The sequence below is a fragment of the Stenotrophomonas sp. TWI377 genome (assembly GCF_039674525.1).
Lineage (GTDB): Bacteria > Pseudomonadota > Gammaproteobacteria > Xanthomonadales > Xanthomonadaceae > Stenotrophomonas.
The window spans coordinates 86,044-101,471 of record NZ_JBDJNT010000004.1; the positions used below are offsets into that span (position 1 = coordinate 86,044).

The 15,428-nt window shown below is 67.5% G+C and carries 13 protein-coding genes and 1 pseudogene; 5 read left to right on the forward strand and 9 right to left on the reverse strand.

All coding sequences use genetic code 11. The features are described from left to right. The first annotated feature begins 278 nt into the window (after positions 1–278). The 3 genes from ABE546_RS06070 to ABE546_RS06080 are packed head-to-tail and all read left to right on the forward strand — an operon-like array spanning position 279 to position 7,605. A complete protein-coding gene (locus ABE546_RS06070) occupies positions 279–1,439 on the forward strand; it encodes an MdtA/MuxA family multidrug efflux RND transporter periplasmic adaptor subunit (protein WP_313209036.1) in 1,161 nt (386 codons plus the stop codon). Continuing rightward, positions 1,436–4,543 carry an MdtB/MuxB family multidrug efflux RND transporter permease subunit gene (locus ABE546_RS06075; protein ID WP_346462941.1) on the forward strand — a complete coding sequence of 1,036 codons (3,108 nt, stop codon included), beginning with the start codon at positions 1,436–1,438 and terminating at the stop codon, positions 4,541–4,543. Before ABE546_RS06070 ends, ABE546_RS06075 begins: the two co-directional genes overlap by 4 nt. Then, positions 4,540–7,605: an efflux RND transporter permease subunit gene (locus ABE546_RS06080; RefSeq protein WP_346462942.1), complete on the forward strand. Its 3,066-nt coding sequence runs from the start codon at positions 4,540–4,542 to the stop codon at positions 7,603–7,605. The genes ABE546_RS06075 and ABE546_RS06080 overlap by 4 nt, the downstream gene beginning before the upstream one ends. Positions 7,606–7,645: 40 nt before the next feature. On the opposite strand, the gene ABE546_RS06085 is transcribed toward ABE546_RS06080, so the two are convergent. The 7 genes and pseudogenes from ABE546_RS06085 to ABE546_RS06115 all read right to left on the reverse strand — a co-directional run. Further along, on the reverse strand, positions 7,646–8,050 hold the full coding sequence (locus tag ABE546_RS06085) for a GNAT family N-acetyltransferase (RefSeq protein WP_346462943.1): 405 nt from the start codon (positions 8,048–8,050) through the stop codon (positions 7,646–7,648). A 75-nt stretch (positions 8,051–8,125) separates the two neighbouring features. Then, positions 8,126–8,395, reverse strand: coding sequence for a DUF1778 domain-containing protein (locus tag ABE546_RS06090; protein WP_346462944.1), 270 nt, complete (start codon positions 8,393–8,395; stop codon positions 8,126–8,128). 328 nt (positions 8,396–8,723) lie between these two features. Continuing rightward, positions 8,724–9,797 carry a 3-deoxy-7-phosphoheptulonate synthase AroG gene (aroG, locus tag ABE546_RS06095; protein ID WP_320488880.1) on the reverse strand — a complete coding sequence of 358 codons (1,074 nt, stop codon included), beginning with the start codon at positions 9,795–9,797 and terminating at the stop codon, positions 8,724–8,726. A gap of 246 nt (positions 9,798–10,043) precedes the next feature. Then, entirely contained in the window at positions 10,044–10,406 is a 363-nt protein-coding gene (locus ABE546_RS06100; RefSeq protein WP_346462945.1) for a DUF6616 family protein, read from the reverse strand. A gap of 13 nt (positions 10,407–10,419) precedes the next feature. Beyond that, positions 10,420–11,160 carry a DNA alkylation repair protein gene (locus ABE546_RS06105; RefSeq protein ID WP_346462946.1) on the reverse strand — a complete coding sequence of 247 codons (741 nt, stop codon included), beginning with the start codon at positions 11,158–11,160 and terminating at the stop codon, positions 10,420–10,422. Next, positions 11,160–11,651 carry a MarR family transcriptional regulator gene (locus ABE546_RS06110; protein ID WP_346462947.1) on the reverse strand — a complete coding sequence of 164 codons (492 nt, stop codon included), beginning with the start codon at positions 11,649–11,651 and terminating at the stop codon, positions 11,160–11,162. The genes ABE546_RS06105 and ABE546_RS06110 overlap by 1 nt, the downstream gene beginning before the upstream one ends. A 68-nt stretch (positions 11,652–11,719) precedes the next feature. Next, positions 11,720–12,144 (reverse strand): annotated as a pseudogene (locus ABE546_RS06115) (ATP-binding protein); the annotation flags it as partial. A 113-nt stretch (positions 12,145–12,257) separates the two neighbouring features. Between ABE546_RS06115 and ABE546_RS06120 the strand changes: the two are divergent. After that, positions 12,258–12,536, forward strand: a complete 279-nt coding sequence (locus ABE546_RS06120; protein ID WP_346462996.1) for a hypothetical protein — start codon at positions 12,258–12,260, stop codon at positions 12,534–12,536. Between the two features lie 23 nt (positions 12,537–12,559). Here ABE546_RS06120 and ABE546_RS06125 read toward each other — a convergent pair whose 3' ends face one another. Both ABE546_RS06125 and ABE546_RS06130 read right to left on the reverse strand, forming a co-directional pair. Beyond that, the gene (locus tag ABE546_RS06125; protein WP_346462948.1) at positions 12,560–13,609 is read right to left on the reverse strand and encodes an LLM class oxidoreductase; all 1,050 of its coding nucleotides are present in this window, start codon (positions 13,607–13,609) and stop codon (positions 12,560–12,562) included. A gap of 16 nt (positions 13,610–13,625) precedes the next feature. Then, the gene (locus ABE546_RS06130) at positions 13,626–14,261 is read right to left on the reverse strand and encodes a glutathione S-transferase family protein (RefSeq protein WP_346462949.1); all 636 of its coding nucleotides are present in this window, start codon (positions 14,259–14,261) and stop codon (positions 13,626–13,628) included. Positions 14,262–14,427: 166 nt separating this feature from the next. Here ABE546_RS06130 and ABE546_RS06135 point away from each other — a divergent pair, with 166 nt between their 5' ends. After that, positions 14,428–15,327, forward strand: coding sequence for a LysR substrate-binding domain-containing protein (locus tag ABE546_RS06135; protein ID WP_313209028.1), 900 nt, complete (start codon positions 14,428–14,430; stop codon positions 15,325–15,327). Positions 15,328–15,428 lie beyond the last annotated feature (101 nt).

Genomic DNA, 15,428 nt, shown 5'->3' on the forward strand with positions numbered 1-15,428 from the left:
GTACCGACGGTATGCATGCGCCGCCCCGTGACCACCTTGGTCGGATGACGCAATGCACCCATCCGCCCGGGCCCTGCCCCGCCCCATGACCAAGGGCATGTGAGTGCAGGCATCCACACGAGGTACCATGACGCCCCCGCCCCTCCCGGGTCGGTATCCAGCCACGCTGCGGCATTCGACCAGCGGCCCCGCCAGACAACCCCACTTCGCCCCGCCTGCCCCCACGGGCCGGTAAACCATGGACGCGTTCGCCGTGTGGCGTGCGCGCAGGATGCCCCATGTCTGCCCCGCTCCCCTCGCGTTCCCGTCGTCTGTTCAAACCGCTGTTGGTCGTGGCCGTACTGGCCGCCGCCGTGATCGCCTGGCGGGTGTTGTCGCCCGCGCCGACCGCCGAGGCCGCGCCTGCGAGCACCGCCACCCCGGTGCGTGTGGCCACCGCGACGCGGGAAGATCTGGTGGTGCGCCTGAAAGCGCTCGGCACGGTGACCCCGTTGCATACGGTGAGCATCCGCAGCCGCGTGGATGGCGAACTGCTGCGGTTGGCATTCTCCGAGGGTCAGCACGTCACCGCCGGCGAGCTGCTGGCCGAGATCGATCCGCGCCCGTTCCAGGTGCAGCTGTCGCGTGCGCTGGGCACCCAGCAGCAGAACCTGGCCGAGCTGGACAATGCCGAAAGCCAACTCAAGCGCTTCGCCGAACTGCAGACCAAGCACTTCGTCTCCGCGCAGGACCTGAGTGATCAGCAGAGCAAGGTGCGCCAGCTGCAGGGCCGTCGCCAGACCGATCAGGCGGCGGTGGATGAAGCACGCCTGCAGCTGCAGTACACCCGCATCACCGCACCGGTGGCCGGGCGCATGGGCCTGCGCAACGTCGATGTCGGCAACCTGGTGCGCAGTGGCGATACCGAGCCGCTGGCCACCATCACCCAGACCACCCCGATCAGCGTGCTGTTCACCGTGCCCGAGCCGGACCTGCCGGCGGTGGTGGCTGCGGCACGCGCCAATCCGCAGTTGACCGTGGAAGCCTGGGACCGCGAGGAGCGCACCGCGCTCGGCGACGGCGTGCTCTCCAGCCTGGACAACCGCATCGATACCGCCACCGGCACGCTCAAATTGCGCGCGCAGTTCGCCAACGCCGATGAGTCGTTGTTCCCCAACCAGTTCGTCAACGTGCGCCTGCAGGTCAGCAGCAGCGATGCGGTGGTGATTCCCAACGCGGCCGTGCAGTTCGGCAGCAAGGGCAGCTACGTCTACGTGATCGCGGCCGATGACACCTCGTCGCTGCGCACCGTGGTGCTCGGCCCGGCCGATGGCGAGCGCGTCTCGGTGCGCGAAGGCCTCAAGCCTGGCGAGCGCGTGGTGGTGGAAGGCATCGACGGCCTGCGCGAAGGCGCCAAGGTCGAGGTGGTGGAGCAGGACCCGCCGCGGACCGGCGCATGAACCTCTCGCGCCCCTTCATCGAGCGCCCGGTCGCGACCACGCTGCTGATGGTGGCGCTGCTGCTGTCCGGCGTGATGGCCTATCGCCTGCTGCCGGTCGCGGCACTGCCGCAGGTCGATTACCCGATCATCCAGATCACCACGCTGTATCCCGGCGCCAGCCCGGATGTCACTACCAGCGCGGTCACCGCGCCGCTGGAACGGCAGCTGGGGCAGATCCCGGGGTTGAAGCAGATGTCCTCGACCAGCTCCGGCGGCGCGTCGGTGATCACCCTGCAGTTCTCGCTGGAGGTCGCGCTCGGCGTGGCCGAGCAGGAAGTGCAGGCCGCGATCAACGCCGCCGACAGCTTCCTGCCCGATGACCTGCCGGTGCCGCCGGTGTACCGCAAGGTCAACCCGGCCGATACCCCGATCCTGACCTTGGCGGTGACCTCGCAGGGGCTGTCGCTGCCGCAGGTGCACGACCTGGTCGATACGCGCATGGCGCAGCGGATCTCGCAGCTGCCCGGCGTCGGCCTGGTCAGCCTGGCCGGCGGGCAGCGCCCGGCAGTCCGCATCCAGGTCAATCCCTCCGCGCTGGCCGCCAACGGCCTGAGCATGGCCAGCATCCGCACCGCGATCGGCACGGCCAACGTCAACCTGCCCAAGGGCAGCTTCGACGGCCCGACCCGCGCGATCATGCTCGATGCCAACGACCAGATGCGCTCGGTGGCCGAGTACCGCGCCCTGATCCTGGCCTGGAAGGACGGCGCACCGCTGCGCCTGGGCGATGTCGCCACCATCGAAGATGGCGCCGAGAACCGCCAGCTGGCCGCGTGGTCGGGCACCACCCCGGCGGTGCTGATCAACATCCAGCGCCAGCCCGGCGCGAACGTGATCGCCGTGGTCGACCAGGTGCGTGCGCTGCTGCCGCAGCTGCAATCCTCGCTGCCGGCCGGTGTGGATGTGGCCATCCTCAGCGATCGCACCGAATCGATCCGCGCCTCGATCCGCGGCGTGCAGCACGAGCTGCTGATCGCGATCGCACTGGTGGTGATGGTCACCTTCCTGTTCCTGCGCAACATCCCGGCCACGATCATTCCCAGCATCGCGGTCCAGCTGTCGCTGGTCGGCACGTTCGGGGTGATGCTGCTGGCCGGCTTCTCGCTCAACAATCTCACCCTGATGGCGCTGACCATCGCCACCGGCTTCGTGGTGGACGATGCGATCGTGATGCTGGAGAACATCGCCCGTCATCTGGAACGCGGTGCCACGCCGATGCAGGCAGCGCTGAAGGGCGCCCGGCAGATCGGCTTCACCCTGATCTCGCTGACCCTGTCGCTGATCGCGGTGCTGATCCCGCTGCTGTTCATGGCCGACGTGGTCGGCAAGCTGTTCCACGAGTTCGCGATCACCCTGGCGGTGGCGATCGGCATCTCGCTGCTGGTCTCGCTGACGCTGACGCCGATGATGTGCGCGCGCCTGCTCAAGGCCGGTCATGCCACCCGCCGCGATGCGGATGGGCAGGAATCGGCGCAGCAGGGTGACCCGTTCGATCGCGTCGTGGCGGTCTACGATCGCCAGCTGCACTGGGTGCTGCAACGCCAGCCGCTGATGCTGGCCGCCACCGTCGCCACCCTCGTACTGACGGCACTGCTGTACGTGTGGGTGCCCAAAGGCTTCTTCCCGGTGCAGGATGCCGGGCTGATCCAGGGCATCAGCGAGGCGCCACAGTCGATCTCCTTCCAGGCGATGGCGCAGCGCCAGCAGGCGTTGTCGGCGGCGTTGCTGGAGGATGAGGAGGTGGCCAGCCTGTCCTCGTTCATCGGCGTGGACGGCAACAACGCCACGCTCAACAGCGGGCGCCTGCTGATCGAATTGAAACCGCATGCACAGCGCGCTGCCGATGCGCAGGCGATCATCGCGCGGCTGCAGCAGCGCGTGGCGCATGTCCCGGGCATCAGGCTGTACCTGCAGCCGGTGCAGGAGCTGGGCATCGAAGACCGGATCAGCCGTACCCAGTACCAGTTCACCCTGACCAGCCCGGATATCGCGCAGCTGGAGACGTGGACGCCGCGCCTGCTCGAGCATCTGCAGCAGGCACCGGCACTGGCCGACGTCGCCAGCGATCTGCAGAACCAAGGGCTGCAGGCACACGTGGTGATCGACCGGGTCGCCGCCGCGCGCCTGGGGATCAGCGTGGAGACCATCGCCGATGCGCTGTACGACGCGTTCGGGCAGCGCCAGATCTCGACCATCTTCACCCAGGCCAACCAGTACCGCGTGGTGCTGGAAGCGCGCCCGGACGTGGCCTTCGGCCCGGATGCGATCGCACGCCTGCACGTCACCGGTCCGGACGGACGGCAGGTGCCGCTGGGCGGCATCGCACGGATCGAACAGCGCCCCGCGCAGCTGCTGATCAACCATGTCGGCCAGTTCCCGGCGGTGACGTTCTCCTTCAACCTCGCCCCGGAGGCATCGCTGGGCGAAGCGGTGGAGGCCATCGAAGGCGCCCGCGCCGCGATCGGCCTGCCGGCCAGCGTCGAACTGCGCCTGCAGGGGGCGGCCGATGCGTTCCGCGCCTCGCTGTCGAGCACGTTGTGGCTGGTGCTGGCGGCGGTGGTGGTGATGTACCTGGTGCTGGGCGTGCTCTATGAGAGCTTCATCCATCCGATCACCATCCTCTCCACCCTGCCCTCGGCCACCGTGGGTGCGTTGCTGGCGTTGCTGGTCAGCGGGCGCAGCCTGGACCTGATCGCGGTGATCGGCATCGTGCTGCTGATCGGGCTGGTCAAGAAGAACGCGATCATGATGATCGACTTCGCGCTGGAGGCCGAGCGCGAGCACGGCATGGCGCCGCGTCAGGCGATCCATCAGGCCGCATTGCTGCGCTTCCGCCCGATCCTGATGACCACGCTGGCCGCGCTGTTCGGCGCGATCCCGCTGATGTTCGCCAGTGGCTCGGGCGCGGAGCTGCGCCAGCCGCTGGGCCTGGTGATGGTCGGTGGGCTGATCGTCAGCCAGGTGCTGACCCTGTTCACCACGCCGGTGATCTACCTGTTCTTCGACCGCTTCCGCCAGCGCCCGGCGCCGGTGACCGACGGGGCTGACGAGGCGCTGGCGTGAGTCCGCTGTCGCGGGCGATCGGCTGGTTCGTGCAGCATCCCGTCGCCACCGTGCTGCTGGCGGTGGCGGTGGTGCTGGCCGGCCTGCTCGGGCTGCGCCTGCTGCCGGTCGCGCCATTGCCGCAGGTTGATTACCCGGCGATCAACGTCAGTGCCAGCCTGCCGGGCGCGAGTCCGGAATCGATGGCGGCCAACGTCGCCACGCCGCTGGAGCGTGCCCTGGGCACCATCCCGGGATTGACCGGGATCGACTCGGCCAGCACCCAGGGCTCGACCCAGGTCGAGCTCAAGTTCGCGCTCGGCCGCAACGTGGACGATGCCGCGCGCGACGTGCAGGCGGCGATCAATGCCGCGCGCGCGCAGCTGCCCAGCGGCATGCCGGGCATGCCCCAGTACCGCAAGGTGAATCCCTCGCAGGCGCCGATCATGGCGCTGGCGCTGAGCTCGGACAGCCTCGCGCCGGGCCAGATCTACGACGTGGCCTCCACCGTGATCGCACAGAAGCTGGCGCAGATTCCCGGCGTCGGCGAGGTGCAGGTGGGCGGCAGCTCACTGCCCGCGGTGCGCGTCTCGCTCGATCCCAATGCCCTGAACCATCACCGCATCGCGCTGGACGACATCGCTGCGGCGATCCGCAACGCCAACGCGCTCAAGCCACTGGGCACGGTGGCCAGCCAGGCCCAGCAGTGGCAGCTGGAGGCCACGCTGCAGCTGCGCACCGCGGCTGAGTACCGCCGCCTGATCGTGGCGATGCGCGACGGCCGCCCGGTGTACCTGGAGGATGTGGCCGGGATCAGCGAAGGCGTGGAGGATCGCTATGCCAGCGGCTTCCACAACGAGCGCCCGGCGGTGCTGCTGATCGTCAGCCGCCAGCCGGACGCGAACATCATCGAGACCGTCGATGCCATCCAGGCGCAGATGGACACGCTGCAGGCACTGCTGCCGGCCGCCATCGACATGCAGGTGGTGATGGACCGCTCGCCGGTGATCCGCGCCACCCTGCGCGAGGCCGAGCTGACGCTGCTGCTGGCGATCGCGCTGGTGGTGCTGGTGGTGTTGGCCTTCCTCGGCCACTGGCGCGCGGCGCTGGTGCCGACCGTGGCGATTCCGGTCTCGCTGCTGGGCGCGCTGGCGATCATCGCCCTGCTCGGGTTCTCGCTCAACACGCTTTCGCTGATGGCGCTGATCGTGGCAGCGGTGCTGGTGGTCGACGATGCGATCGTGGTGCTGGAGAACATCGCCCGCCACCGCGAAGAAGGCGCTTCGCCGATGACCGCCGCGCTGCGGGGCGCGGGGGAAGTCGGTGCCACGCTGCTGTCGATGAACATCGCGCTGGCCGTGGTGTTCATCTCGATCCTGTTCCTGGATGACTTCGTCGAGAAGCTGTTCCGCGAGTTCTCGCTGACCCTGGTGGCGGCGATGGGCGTCTCGCTGCTGGTCTCGCTCAGCCTGACCCCGATGCTGTGCGCACGCCTGCTCGGGCAGCCGCGACCCGGCCCGGGCAATGGGCTGCAGCGCGCCGGTACCGCGCTGTTCGAACGCCTGCGCGGCGCCTATGTGGGCAGCCTGCAGACGATGCTGCGCTGGCTGGCGGTGCCGTTGCTGCTGTTCGCCGGCGTGATCGCGTTGAACGTGTGGCTGTTCCAGCAGGTGCCCAAGGGCATCGTGCCCAAGCAGGACACCGCCCAGCTGCGTGGCTTCGCGCGTGGCGACGACGGCCTCTCGTTCCAGGTCATGCAGCCCAAGATCGAGGCGTACCGCAAACTGCTGCTGGCCGACCCGGCGATCAGCGACATCATCGGGTACATCGGCGGGCGCAGCGGGGTCAACAACGCCTTCATCATGATCAAGATGAAGCCACTGGCCGAGCGCAAGGTGTCCAGCCAGCAGGTGATCGACCGCCTGCGCAGCAACATGCCGAAGATTCCCGGCGGCGGCATGTTCCTGTGGGTGGACCAGGACATCAAGCTGGAAGGCAGCGGCGACAGTGGCCAATACGAGTTCCAGCTGCTGTCCGGCGAGCTGGAGCCCCTGCGGCAATGGGCCCCCAGGGTGGCCGACGCCCTGCGCGCCCTGCCCGAGCTGGTGGACGTGGAATCCAAGGGCGATGAAGGCATGCGCCAGGTGGTGCTGGACATCGACCGCGACGCCGCCGCACGGCTGGGCGTGGACATGCGCATGATCGCCTCCGTGCTCAACAACGCCTTCAGCCAGCGCCAGGTCGCCACGCTGTACGACACCCTCAACCAGTACCGCGTGGTGATGGAACTGGACCCGCGCTATACCCAGGACCCGTCCACGCTGGACCAGATCCACGTGATCGGCAAGGACGGTCAGCGCCTGCCCCTATCCTCCATTGCCAGCTGGTCCTACGGCATGGCACCGGACCGCATTTACCACAGCCAGCAGTTCGCCTCGGTGTGGATCGAGTTCGCGCTCGCACCCGGCGTAACCCTGGACCAGGCCGTGAAAGCCGTGGACCGCGCGATGGCCGGGATCATGCTGCCCACCCATGTGCAGGCCAGGCTGAGTGGCGAGGCCGGTGGCTTCGAGAAACTGCGTGAGCGTCAGCTGTGGCTGATCGTCGGCGCGATGCTGGCGGTGTACCTGGTGCTGGGCGTGCTGTACGAGAGCTTCGTGCAGCCGCTGGCGATCCTGTCCACCCTGCCCTCGGCCGGCGTGGGCGCACTGTTGGCGCTGATGGCGTTCGGCAACGAATTGAACCTGATTTCGCTGCTGGGATTGTTCCTGCTGGTAGGCGTGGTGATGAAGAACACCATCCTGATGATCGACTTCGCGCTGTCGGCCGAACGCGAGCGCGGGCTGTCGTCGTATGAGGCCATCTGCGAGGCGGCACGGCTGCGCTTCCGCCCGATCCTGATGACCAGTGTGGCTGCGTTGCTGGGTACGTTGCCGTTGATGCTGGCCACTGGCGAAGGCTGGGAGATGCGCCAGCCGTTGGGGATCGCGATTGTGGGTGGGTTGCTGGTGAGCCAGTGGTTGACGTTGTATACGACGCCGGCGATCTATCTGGCGTTGGCGAAGCTGCGGCGCACCCCGTGATCACCGGGCGCGCCGGGCACGGCCGACATCCGCGCCGCCGTTATGTAACAGGCAACATCACCGTCATCGCATCCATGGGGGATTCAATGAACCCGTGCCTGAGATAGAACGCCTTCGCCATTTCATCCATGGCGTGGCACACCAACGCACGTGCACCGATCTCACGGCACACGTGGAGGGTGCGTTGCACGGCATCCTTAAGCAGCCCCGCACCGATACCCTGCCCGGTCCAATCCGCGTGTACCGCCAACCTGCCCAGTACGATGACCGGGATGGGATGGGGCATATTTCGCCGAATGCTGCCCGGCGCGACCCCGTGTGAAACCGCGCCGGCGGCGAGAGCGTAGTAACCCAACACGTTCTGTTGCGCATCACAGACCACAAAGCAGCGCGATGCCCCGGACACCTGGTTCCGGTGCGCCCGCTCCTGCAGCCAGCGGGTCAACGCCAAAGCGCTGCATCGAAAGTCGTCCACCCGATGCCCGCTGGCGAGCGCACACGGCACACCCAGCTGTATCACTCAGGGCTCCCAGGGTGCAGGCGTGTTCAGCAACCGCCGGATGGCGGCATTGCTTTCCAGCGGTGCATCCAGCAGTGCGTTGAAGCGCTTCAGTTCTTGAGAAGTGAGCGAGAACTGGGTCTGATCTGCCAGCACCTCCCGCGCCTTGTCGCAGGCAGCGTCCAGGATGAACTCGGTGCGGCTTACGCCACTGATCTTGACCGCGCGGTCGATCAGCGCCTGTTTGTCGGCAGGTGCCCTGAAGTTGATGACTTTGCTGGGGAGAGCCATGGCGGGCGATCCAGGAGGTTGTATATACACTGTACACACATCTTGCGCTGCGCTCAACGTCGTGCTCCCCGTGGGTACCAGAGGGTTCACGCTACGTCGTTGATCTCCCGCGATACATAGGGAACGCCCGCATCAACGCGTAGGTAGACGTGCCACCTACGCCGTCACCGTGGTGTTGAAGCAGCGGCGACACGCCTCCGGTAGAGCCACCCATGGGGTGGCTCTGCCGGGAAACGTCATGGCGCGATGGGCGAAGACGCACGGATCAATATGCGCCCGCCCATGCGACGCAGGTGGTTTCCTGCGCCGTCGTGGGCGCACCTTCGGCTCACGCCGCTTCGCTGATCCGCACCGCCCGCCGCGCCCGCACCGCTTCAGCCAGGCTTTCCAGCACGGCCAGCGAGCTGTCCCAGCCGATGCAGCCGTCAGTGATGCTCTGGCCGTAGGTCAGCGGCTGGCCGTCGACCAGGTCCTGGCGACCGGCCACGAGGTGGCTTTCCACCATGACGCCGACGATGCGCTCTTCGCCGTTGGCCAGCTGCGCGTTGATGTCGGCGATGACCTTGGGCTGGTTTTCCGGGTTCTTGCTGCTGTTGGCGTGGCTGGCATCGATCATGATGCGCGCGGCCAGGTGCGACTTGGCCAGGGTCTGACTGGTCGCTTCCACATGGGTGGCGTCGTAGTTGGGCGTCTTGCCGCCGCGCAGGATGACGTGGCAATCCGGATTGCCGGCGGTGGCGACGATGGCGGTGCCGCCTTCCTTGGTCACCGACAGGAAGTGATGCGGATTCGACGCAGCACCGATCGCGTCGGCGGCGATCTTGATGTTGCCATCGGTACCGTTCTTGAAGCCGACCGGGCACGACAGGCCCGAGGCCAGTTCGCGGTGCACCTGGCTTTCGGTGGTGCGTGCGCCGATGGCGCCCCAGGCCACCAGATCGGCGATGTACTGCGGCGAGATCACGTCCAGGAATTCCACGCCGGCCGGCAGGCCGAGCTTGTTGATGTCGCGCAGCAGACCACGCGCCACGCGCAGACCCTTGTTGATGTTGAAGCTGCCGTCCAGGTCCGGATCGTTGATCAGGCCCTTCCAGCCCACCGTGGTGCGGGGCTTCTCGAAGTACACGCGCATGACGATTTCCAGCTCGTCAGCAAAGGCGTCACGCAGCGGCTTGAGGCGCTGGGCGTACTCGATGGCGGCCACCGGATCGTGGATCGAGCACGGGCCGATCACTACCGCCAGGCGGTCATCGCGGCCGTGCAGGATCTCGTGCAGGGCCGCGCGCGAGGCGCTGACCGTGTCGGAGGCTTCGTCGTCGCAGGGCAGCATGGCCAGCAGCTGGGCCGGCGGGGTCAACGGTTCGATCTTGCGGATGCGCAGGTCATCGGTGTGCGGGGGCATGGGGGAAAACTCCTTGGAAGTGGGGGTCCCCAGCGCGGCGGCAACAAAAAAGCCGCCAGGTGCGCTGGCGGCTTTCGGGAATGCGTCTGAAGGTTTCTTCAGGGTGAGCGCATGCCTTCCTCCGCCGGTGGCTTCGGAAAGTAATACCAAAAGTAGGCATTGGCGGGGCGTGCGTTCATTGGGGAGTATTGATAGCACAGCTTTTGTGCGGCGCAAAATGTTTCATTCGCAACTGGGCCGCGGTGTTCAGCCGTTGCCCGCCCTCATGCCCGGCAGCGCCGCAAGTTCGGCCAGGTGCTGTTGCAGTCCGCCCGACGCGCCTGCGATGTGGGTGGTGGTGAAGTAGGTGTGCCAGCCGGTCGCGTCAATAGCGGCCAGCAGCGCATCAGCATCCGTGCGGTCGCTGCATTGCCACACGGCGTAGAACTGCTCTGCGCTGCTGCGCGGCACGTCAGGATCCAGCGGGCCCATGGCCAGCGGTTTGATCCGTGCCGGATCGACATGCTGCATGCCCGCGCCGATGCGGGCGAAGAGCGCCCCGCGCGATACCGGGTCCAGCGCGGTCCAGGCGGGGGTGGCGGTGTAAAGCTCGATCAGCATGTACGACATGGCATTCCTTGGGTCAGAGCGAGCGCAGGGCGCGCTTGCGGATGTAGCTGTTGGCCGGATCATCGGCATGGCGCTGCTGCCATTGGCTGCACAGCGCGCGGACCCAGTCCGGCTGGGTCTTGCCGGCGTCGTTGAGCCAGTTGCCTACCGAATCCTGCACGTAGCGCGAAGCGTCGCAGCACAGTGCGTCCAGCAGGTCCTGCGCATGGTGGGGTTCCTGCTTGAACAAGGTGATATGTGCGGCCCATACCCCGCGCGGGCGCAGTGCCTCACAAGCGAAGCGGCGCACGTTCGGCGACGCATCCTGGGCCCAGGCCTGCAGGTGCGCGTGCACCCGCAGCGGCTCGGCGGCGATGTGGGGGCGCACGGCCAGCCACGCCCACTCGCGTACGCCAAAGTGCGGATCGTCGGCCAACGCGCGCAGGGCATCCAGCTTGCGCTCCAGGGTCAGCGCCGGATCGCTGCCGATCAGGTAACAGGCCCAGCCGCGCACGGTGTCGCTGGCGTGCCGTGACCAGTGGGCATGATCGCCATGCCCATGCGCGCGCAGCAGCGTGGCAGCGCCCTGCATGCGCAGGGTGATGCCCAGCTTGGCGGCGTTGCGCATCGGGGCCAGCGCCGAGGCCGGCAAGGTCGGCGCGACATGGGCCATCAGCCGGGCAAAATCGACGGCCAGCACTTCGGCCAAGTGGGCCGCTTCGGTCTCGCCCCGATCCAGCTGGCCGCGCCGCTCGCGGGTGATCGGCGTTTTCATTAGGTGCGCCCCGCATCGGTGCGCGACCACACGCGGTGCAGCAGCGTGCCCAGCACCTGGCGTTCGGTGGCGCTGATGTCGGCAAACAGCGAGGCGATCCACTGCGTCTGCTGGTCGAACAGGCGCGCCGACAGTGTCTGCCCCGCCCGGGTCAGCCGCACGTGGATGCGCCGCTTGTCATCGGGGTCGCTGTGGCGGCTCACCAGCTGCTCGCGCTCCAGCCCGTCCAGCAGGCCGGTAACGGTGGCACGGGTGACGCCGGCGCGCTCGGCCAATTGGTGGGGCGACAAGGCCGTATCCGCACCGCGCAGCAGGAACAGGAGCACGAAACGCCCTTCGCTCAGGCCCAGCGGTGCCAGACGACTCGCGCAGTCCTGGTCGATCGCGCTGGCCAGCGACAGCACCTGGAAACACAGCGCCAATTCCCCCGTATCCGGCTGGCCACGTCGCGCCAGTTCGCTCAGGAAAGCCTGGTGTTTGATTTCCAGCATGCAGGCGGATCCGGAATAGTACGGCGGCTAATTATATCGTCGTTGCGCTCGGAGAGAAAGGCTCCCGCCTACGTTGCTGCTACTGCGGGCAACTTCAGCCGTACGATCAACCCGCTGCCCGGCCTGTCCAGCAGCGAGAGCTGACCTCCGCGCTGGCGTACCGCGCCCTGGACCACCGCAAGCCCCAGACCGGTCCCGCCGGTGGCGCGGTTGCGCGAGCCTTCATGCCGCGCTGGAAAGTCTGCATGAGCGCGTCACCGTGCCATGGCAGAGGCCCGGCCAGGCCGCTGTGGAAGTCCACACCGCGCAGGCGCGCGGACTGGATGCATTCGTCCAGCGGGGCCGCCATGTCCAGCGTCTGCATCGACGTAGGCTCCAGTTCGCCACGCGCGTAGTCGAGTACCTGTTCGGTCATCGCGTTCATGCGTTCGATGTCGGCCACCATCCGCGCCGCCTGCGCAGGCGGTGCGAACTCGGCGCGAAGGCGCGGCCCGCGTGCGCAGATGGTGCGCGAGTAGGGGTTTACGCGGGAGCCGTCCCGCGGCAGGATGAAGCCATCACCACCGACGCAAGGACAAGCGGATGGACCGTTCTCAAGCTGAAGCCGTGGCGGATGCCATGCTGCAACCCGAACCCAAGCGCGATGCCGTGCGGGCACGGCATCTTGCCAGCGCCGCACAACTGAAGCGTCAGCGTAAGGCTGCAGGAGCGGGCCTGGTCGGCATGGCCGCCGGCGCTGTGGTGGCCAGCCAGTTTCCGATGGCCTTTTCGCAGGGCATGCTGATCGGCGCGTTGCTGACGTATTTGCCCACCAAGCTATGGCTGGACCGGCGTGCACGCAACGCCGAAGCCGCCATCCGCGGCGACGGGCACGCCCAGCCATAGCGCAGGGATTCCAGCCACCCCCTTTACCAGTGCATACGCGCCGGCAAAGGCCCGTCATGCGAAGGAAACAACGGCAGTACGTACTCGGCCAGTTCCTGCAGCACCTCGCCCGCCGGGCGCTGCGAGAACTGGATGCCCAGCGCAGCATGGTTCACGCCGGCACGCTGCCACTCGCCCAGCAGATCGATCAATCCGTTGCGGCCGGTTCTCAGCGTGTAGCCGCCATTGAGCGGCGTGCGGGGATGGTTCGGGTCCTCGACCAGATCCAGCCATTCGTTGGTGACATGCGGGCGGAAGCCACCGTCGGGGATGAGACGGCGCCATGCCTGGATCTTGTCGGCCAGGCGCTGCGGTCCGCCCGCGTGATGGGTTGCCTCGGGATAGGTCAGCCAGCCATCGGCATGCTGCCCGACCCAGTCCAGTGTCTGGCGCGAGGTGCCGGTCACCAGCAAGGGAATCGCCCCGGCCACCGGCTTGGGCAACAGCTCTGCGCCCTGCAGCGCGCCCAGTGGCGAGTCGATATGCAAGGGACCGTGCTGCATCAGCTGCCTGACGTACAGCACCGAATCGGCGAAGCGCTGGCCGCGGTCGGCATGCTCCAGACCGTACGCGGGGAACTCGACCGGACGATCGCCGGAGGCGATGCCCAGCACCAGGCGCCCACCGGACAGCTGGTCGATGGTGGTGGCCGACTTGGCCAGATCGATCGGGTGGCGCAGCGAGAAGATCGCACTGCCCGTGGCCAGCGCCAGCCGCTTCGTGCGTGCCGCCAGGAAGGCCAGATAGGTAAACGGATCGAACACCTGCCCGGCATCGCCGAACAGCGGATCGAACAGCGGCACATCGCGCACCCAGGCCGCAGCGAAGCCGTCACGGTCGAGCTGGCTCACCAGATCCGCCTGCCCGGCCAGCACCTGCATGTCGCCTTGATAGAAGCGCAGGGGCAGGAACACACCCAGCGTCAGCGCCCCCTCGCGGAACATGCGCTGGTAACCGGCATGGCGGGCGAACGTCGGTGCGGATGCGCCGGTCAGTGGCGCCTGCATCGGGGTGATATCAGTCAACAGGGTCATCGTGGTCGTTCCTGGGTCAGGGGCCGGTGGCCGGTTCGGGGAGCAGCACCCCACGCTGTACGGCGGGCCGCTGCGACATGCGCGCGTGCCACGCACTCAGGTGCGGGTAGGCGCTGAAATCGAAGCCGATGAGCCGGGCGATATGGGTCCAGCCATAGCCGGCGATATCGGCGATGGAGTACGCCTCGCCTGCCAGCCATGAGCGGCCTGTGAGGCGCTGGTCCAGGGTGGCGAAGAACTCGGCGCTCAGGCGCCGGTAGCGTTCGATGGCGGGTGCGTAGGGCGCGTCGGCGAACATCTCGAAGTGCACGCGCTGCCCCAGGATCGGCCCGACGCTGGCCGAGTGGAACATCAACCAGGTGATGGCCTCCCAGCGCGCGCGTGGCGCGTCGGGCAACAGCCGTCCGCTCTGCTCGGCCAGATACAGCAGGATGGCGGCGGATTCGAACACGGTGATACCCGTCGCCTCGTCGACCAGCACCGGAATGCGGCCGTGCGGATGCCGTTGCAGGAAATCGGGATGGCGGTGCTCACCTTCGTCGATGCGCACGTGATGCAGTACGTAAGGGAGGCCGAGTTCTTCCAGCGCGATGGTGATCTTGAAGCCGTTGGGCGAGCTGTCGGTGTACAGGTGCAGCGAAACGGGGGACACAGCGGTCTCCTTGGCAGGCGGAACAGCGGGCGGGGGTCGCGCAGCAGGGCTGGATCAATGCAGCTGGACTAAACGACATCGATTCAACATGATCACGATGCTACGCAGGCCAACGCGCTCTGTAGAACGATTCTTCCTGCACTGCCAAGAGAGAAAATCTAAGGTCATGGGCGCCGTCCTTCCCCTGCTCGCACTGCGCGCCTTCGTCGAAACCGGTCGTCATGGCAGCCTCAAGGCCGCTGCTGCGGTCATGGGGGTCACCCCGGGGGCGATCAGCCAGCAGCTCAAACTGCTGCAGGCGCGCACCGGCGTTGTGCTGTTCACCCGCACCCCTCACGGGGTCGCACTGACCCCGGCCGGCACACAGGTGCACCCTGCCCTGCTGCGCGCGTTCGATCAGATCCAGGACAGCATGGCCACGCTGGACGCCATCCACGCGCGGCAGACCCTCACCCTCAGCACCGTGCCCAGCTTCGCCGCCTCCTGGCTGGTGCCACGGCTGGGCCGGTTCACCGAACGCCACCCGGCGATCGAAGTGCGTGTGGAGGCCTCATCGGCGCTGGCGAATCTGCGTCGCGATCGCATCGACATCGCCATCCGCCACGGTCTCGGCGAGTATCCCGGCCTGGTCTCACGCCCGCTGGCGGCGCCGGTGCTGTTGCCGGTGGCCTGCCCGGCACTGCTCGCCGACGGTCCACCCATCCACTCGGCGGTGGACTGCCTGCAGTACCCGCTGCTGCAGGATTCAGACCGCAGTGACTGGTCGCTGTGGTTCCGCGCGCTCGGCCTGCCATCCGATCCGCGCATCGAACGTGGCCCGGCGTTCGATGATGACGTGTTGCTGATCCGCGCCGCAGAAGCGGGCCAGGGCATCGCGCTGGTGCGTGACCTGTATGTGGAATCCGAAGTCGCCAGCGGGCGGCTGGCCGTCGTACTGGATCAGCCGTGGCCGACGCGGTTTGCGTACTACGCCGTCACCCTGCCCGGCGCCGAGGAGAACCCGGCCATCGCGGCATTCCTGCGCTGGCTGGAGGATGAGATCCAGGCGCCGACCAGCGCGCTGTGAGCCCGTGATGCGCGCACAAAAAAACCCCGCCTTCCGGCGGGGTTTTTCGTCGTACGTTGGCGCATGGCGGTACCGACCAACGGTCGGTACCTACCGGACCG

Bases quoted from the DNA above. Each gene is read 5' to 3' on its own strand.
- ABE546_RS06070 (WP_313209036.1), top strand. From the start codon at position 279: ATGTCTGCCCCGCTCCCCTCGCGTTCCCGTCGTCTGTTCAAACCGCTG.
- ABE546_RS06075 (WP_346462941.1), top strand. From the start codon at position 1,436: ATGAACCTCTCGCGCCCCTTCATCGAGCGCCCGGTCGCGACCACGCTG.
- ABE546_RS06090 (WP_346462944.1), bottom strand. From the start codon at position 8,395: ATGGCTCTCCCCAGCAAAGTCATCAACTTCAGGGCACCTGCCGACAAA.
- aroG (WP_320488880.1), bottom strand. From the start codon at position 9,797: ATGCCCCCGCACACCGATGACCTGCGCATCCGCAAGATCGAACCGTTG.
- ABE546_RS06100 (WP_346462945.1), bottom strand. From the start codon at position 10,406: ATGTCGTACATGCTGATCGAGCTTTACACCGCCACCCCCGCCTGGACC.
- ABE546_RS06105 (WP_346462946.1), bottom strand. From the start codon at position 11,160: ATGAAAACGCCGATCACCCGCGAGCGGCGCGGCCAGCTGGATCGGGGC.
- ABE546_RS06110 (WP_346462947.1), bottom strand. From the start codon at position 11,651: ATGCTGGAAATCAAACACCAGGCTTTCCTGAGCGAACTGGCGCGACGT.
- ABE546_RS06125 (WP_346462948.1), bottom strand. From the start codon at position 13,609: ATGACCCTGTTGACTGATATCACCCCGATGCAGGCGCCACTGACCGGC.
- ABE546_RS06135 (WP_313209028.1), top strand. From the start codon at position 14,428: ATGGGCGCCGTCCTTCCCCTGCTCGCACTGCGCGCCTTCGTCGAAACC.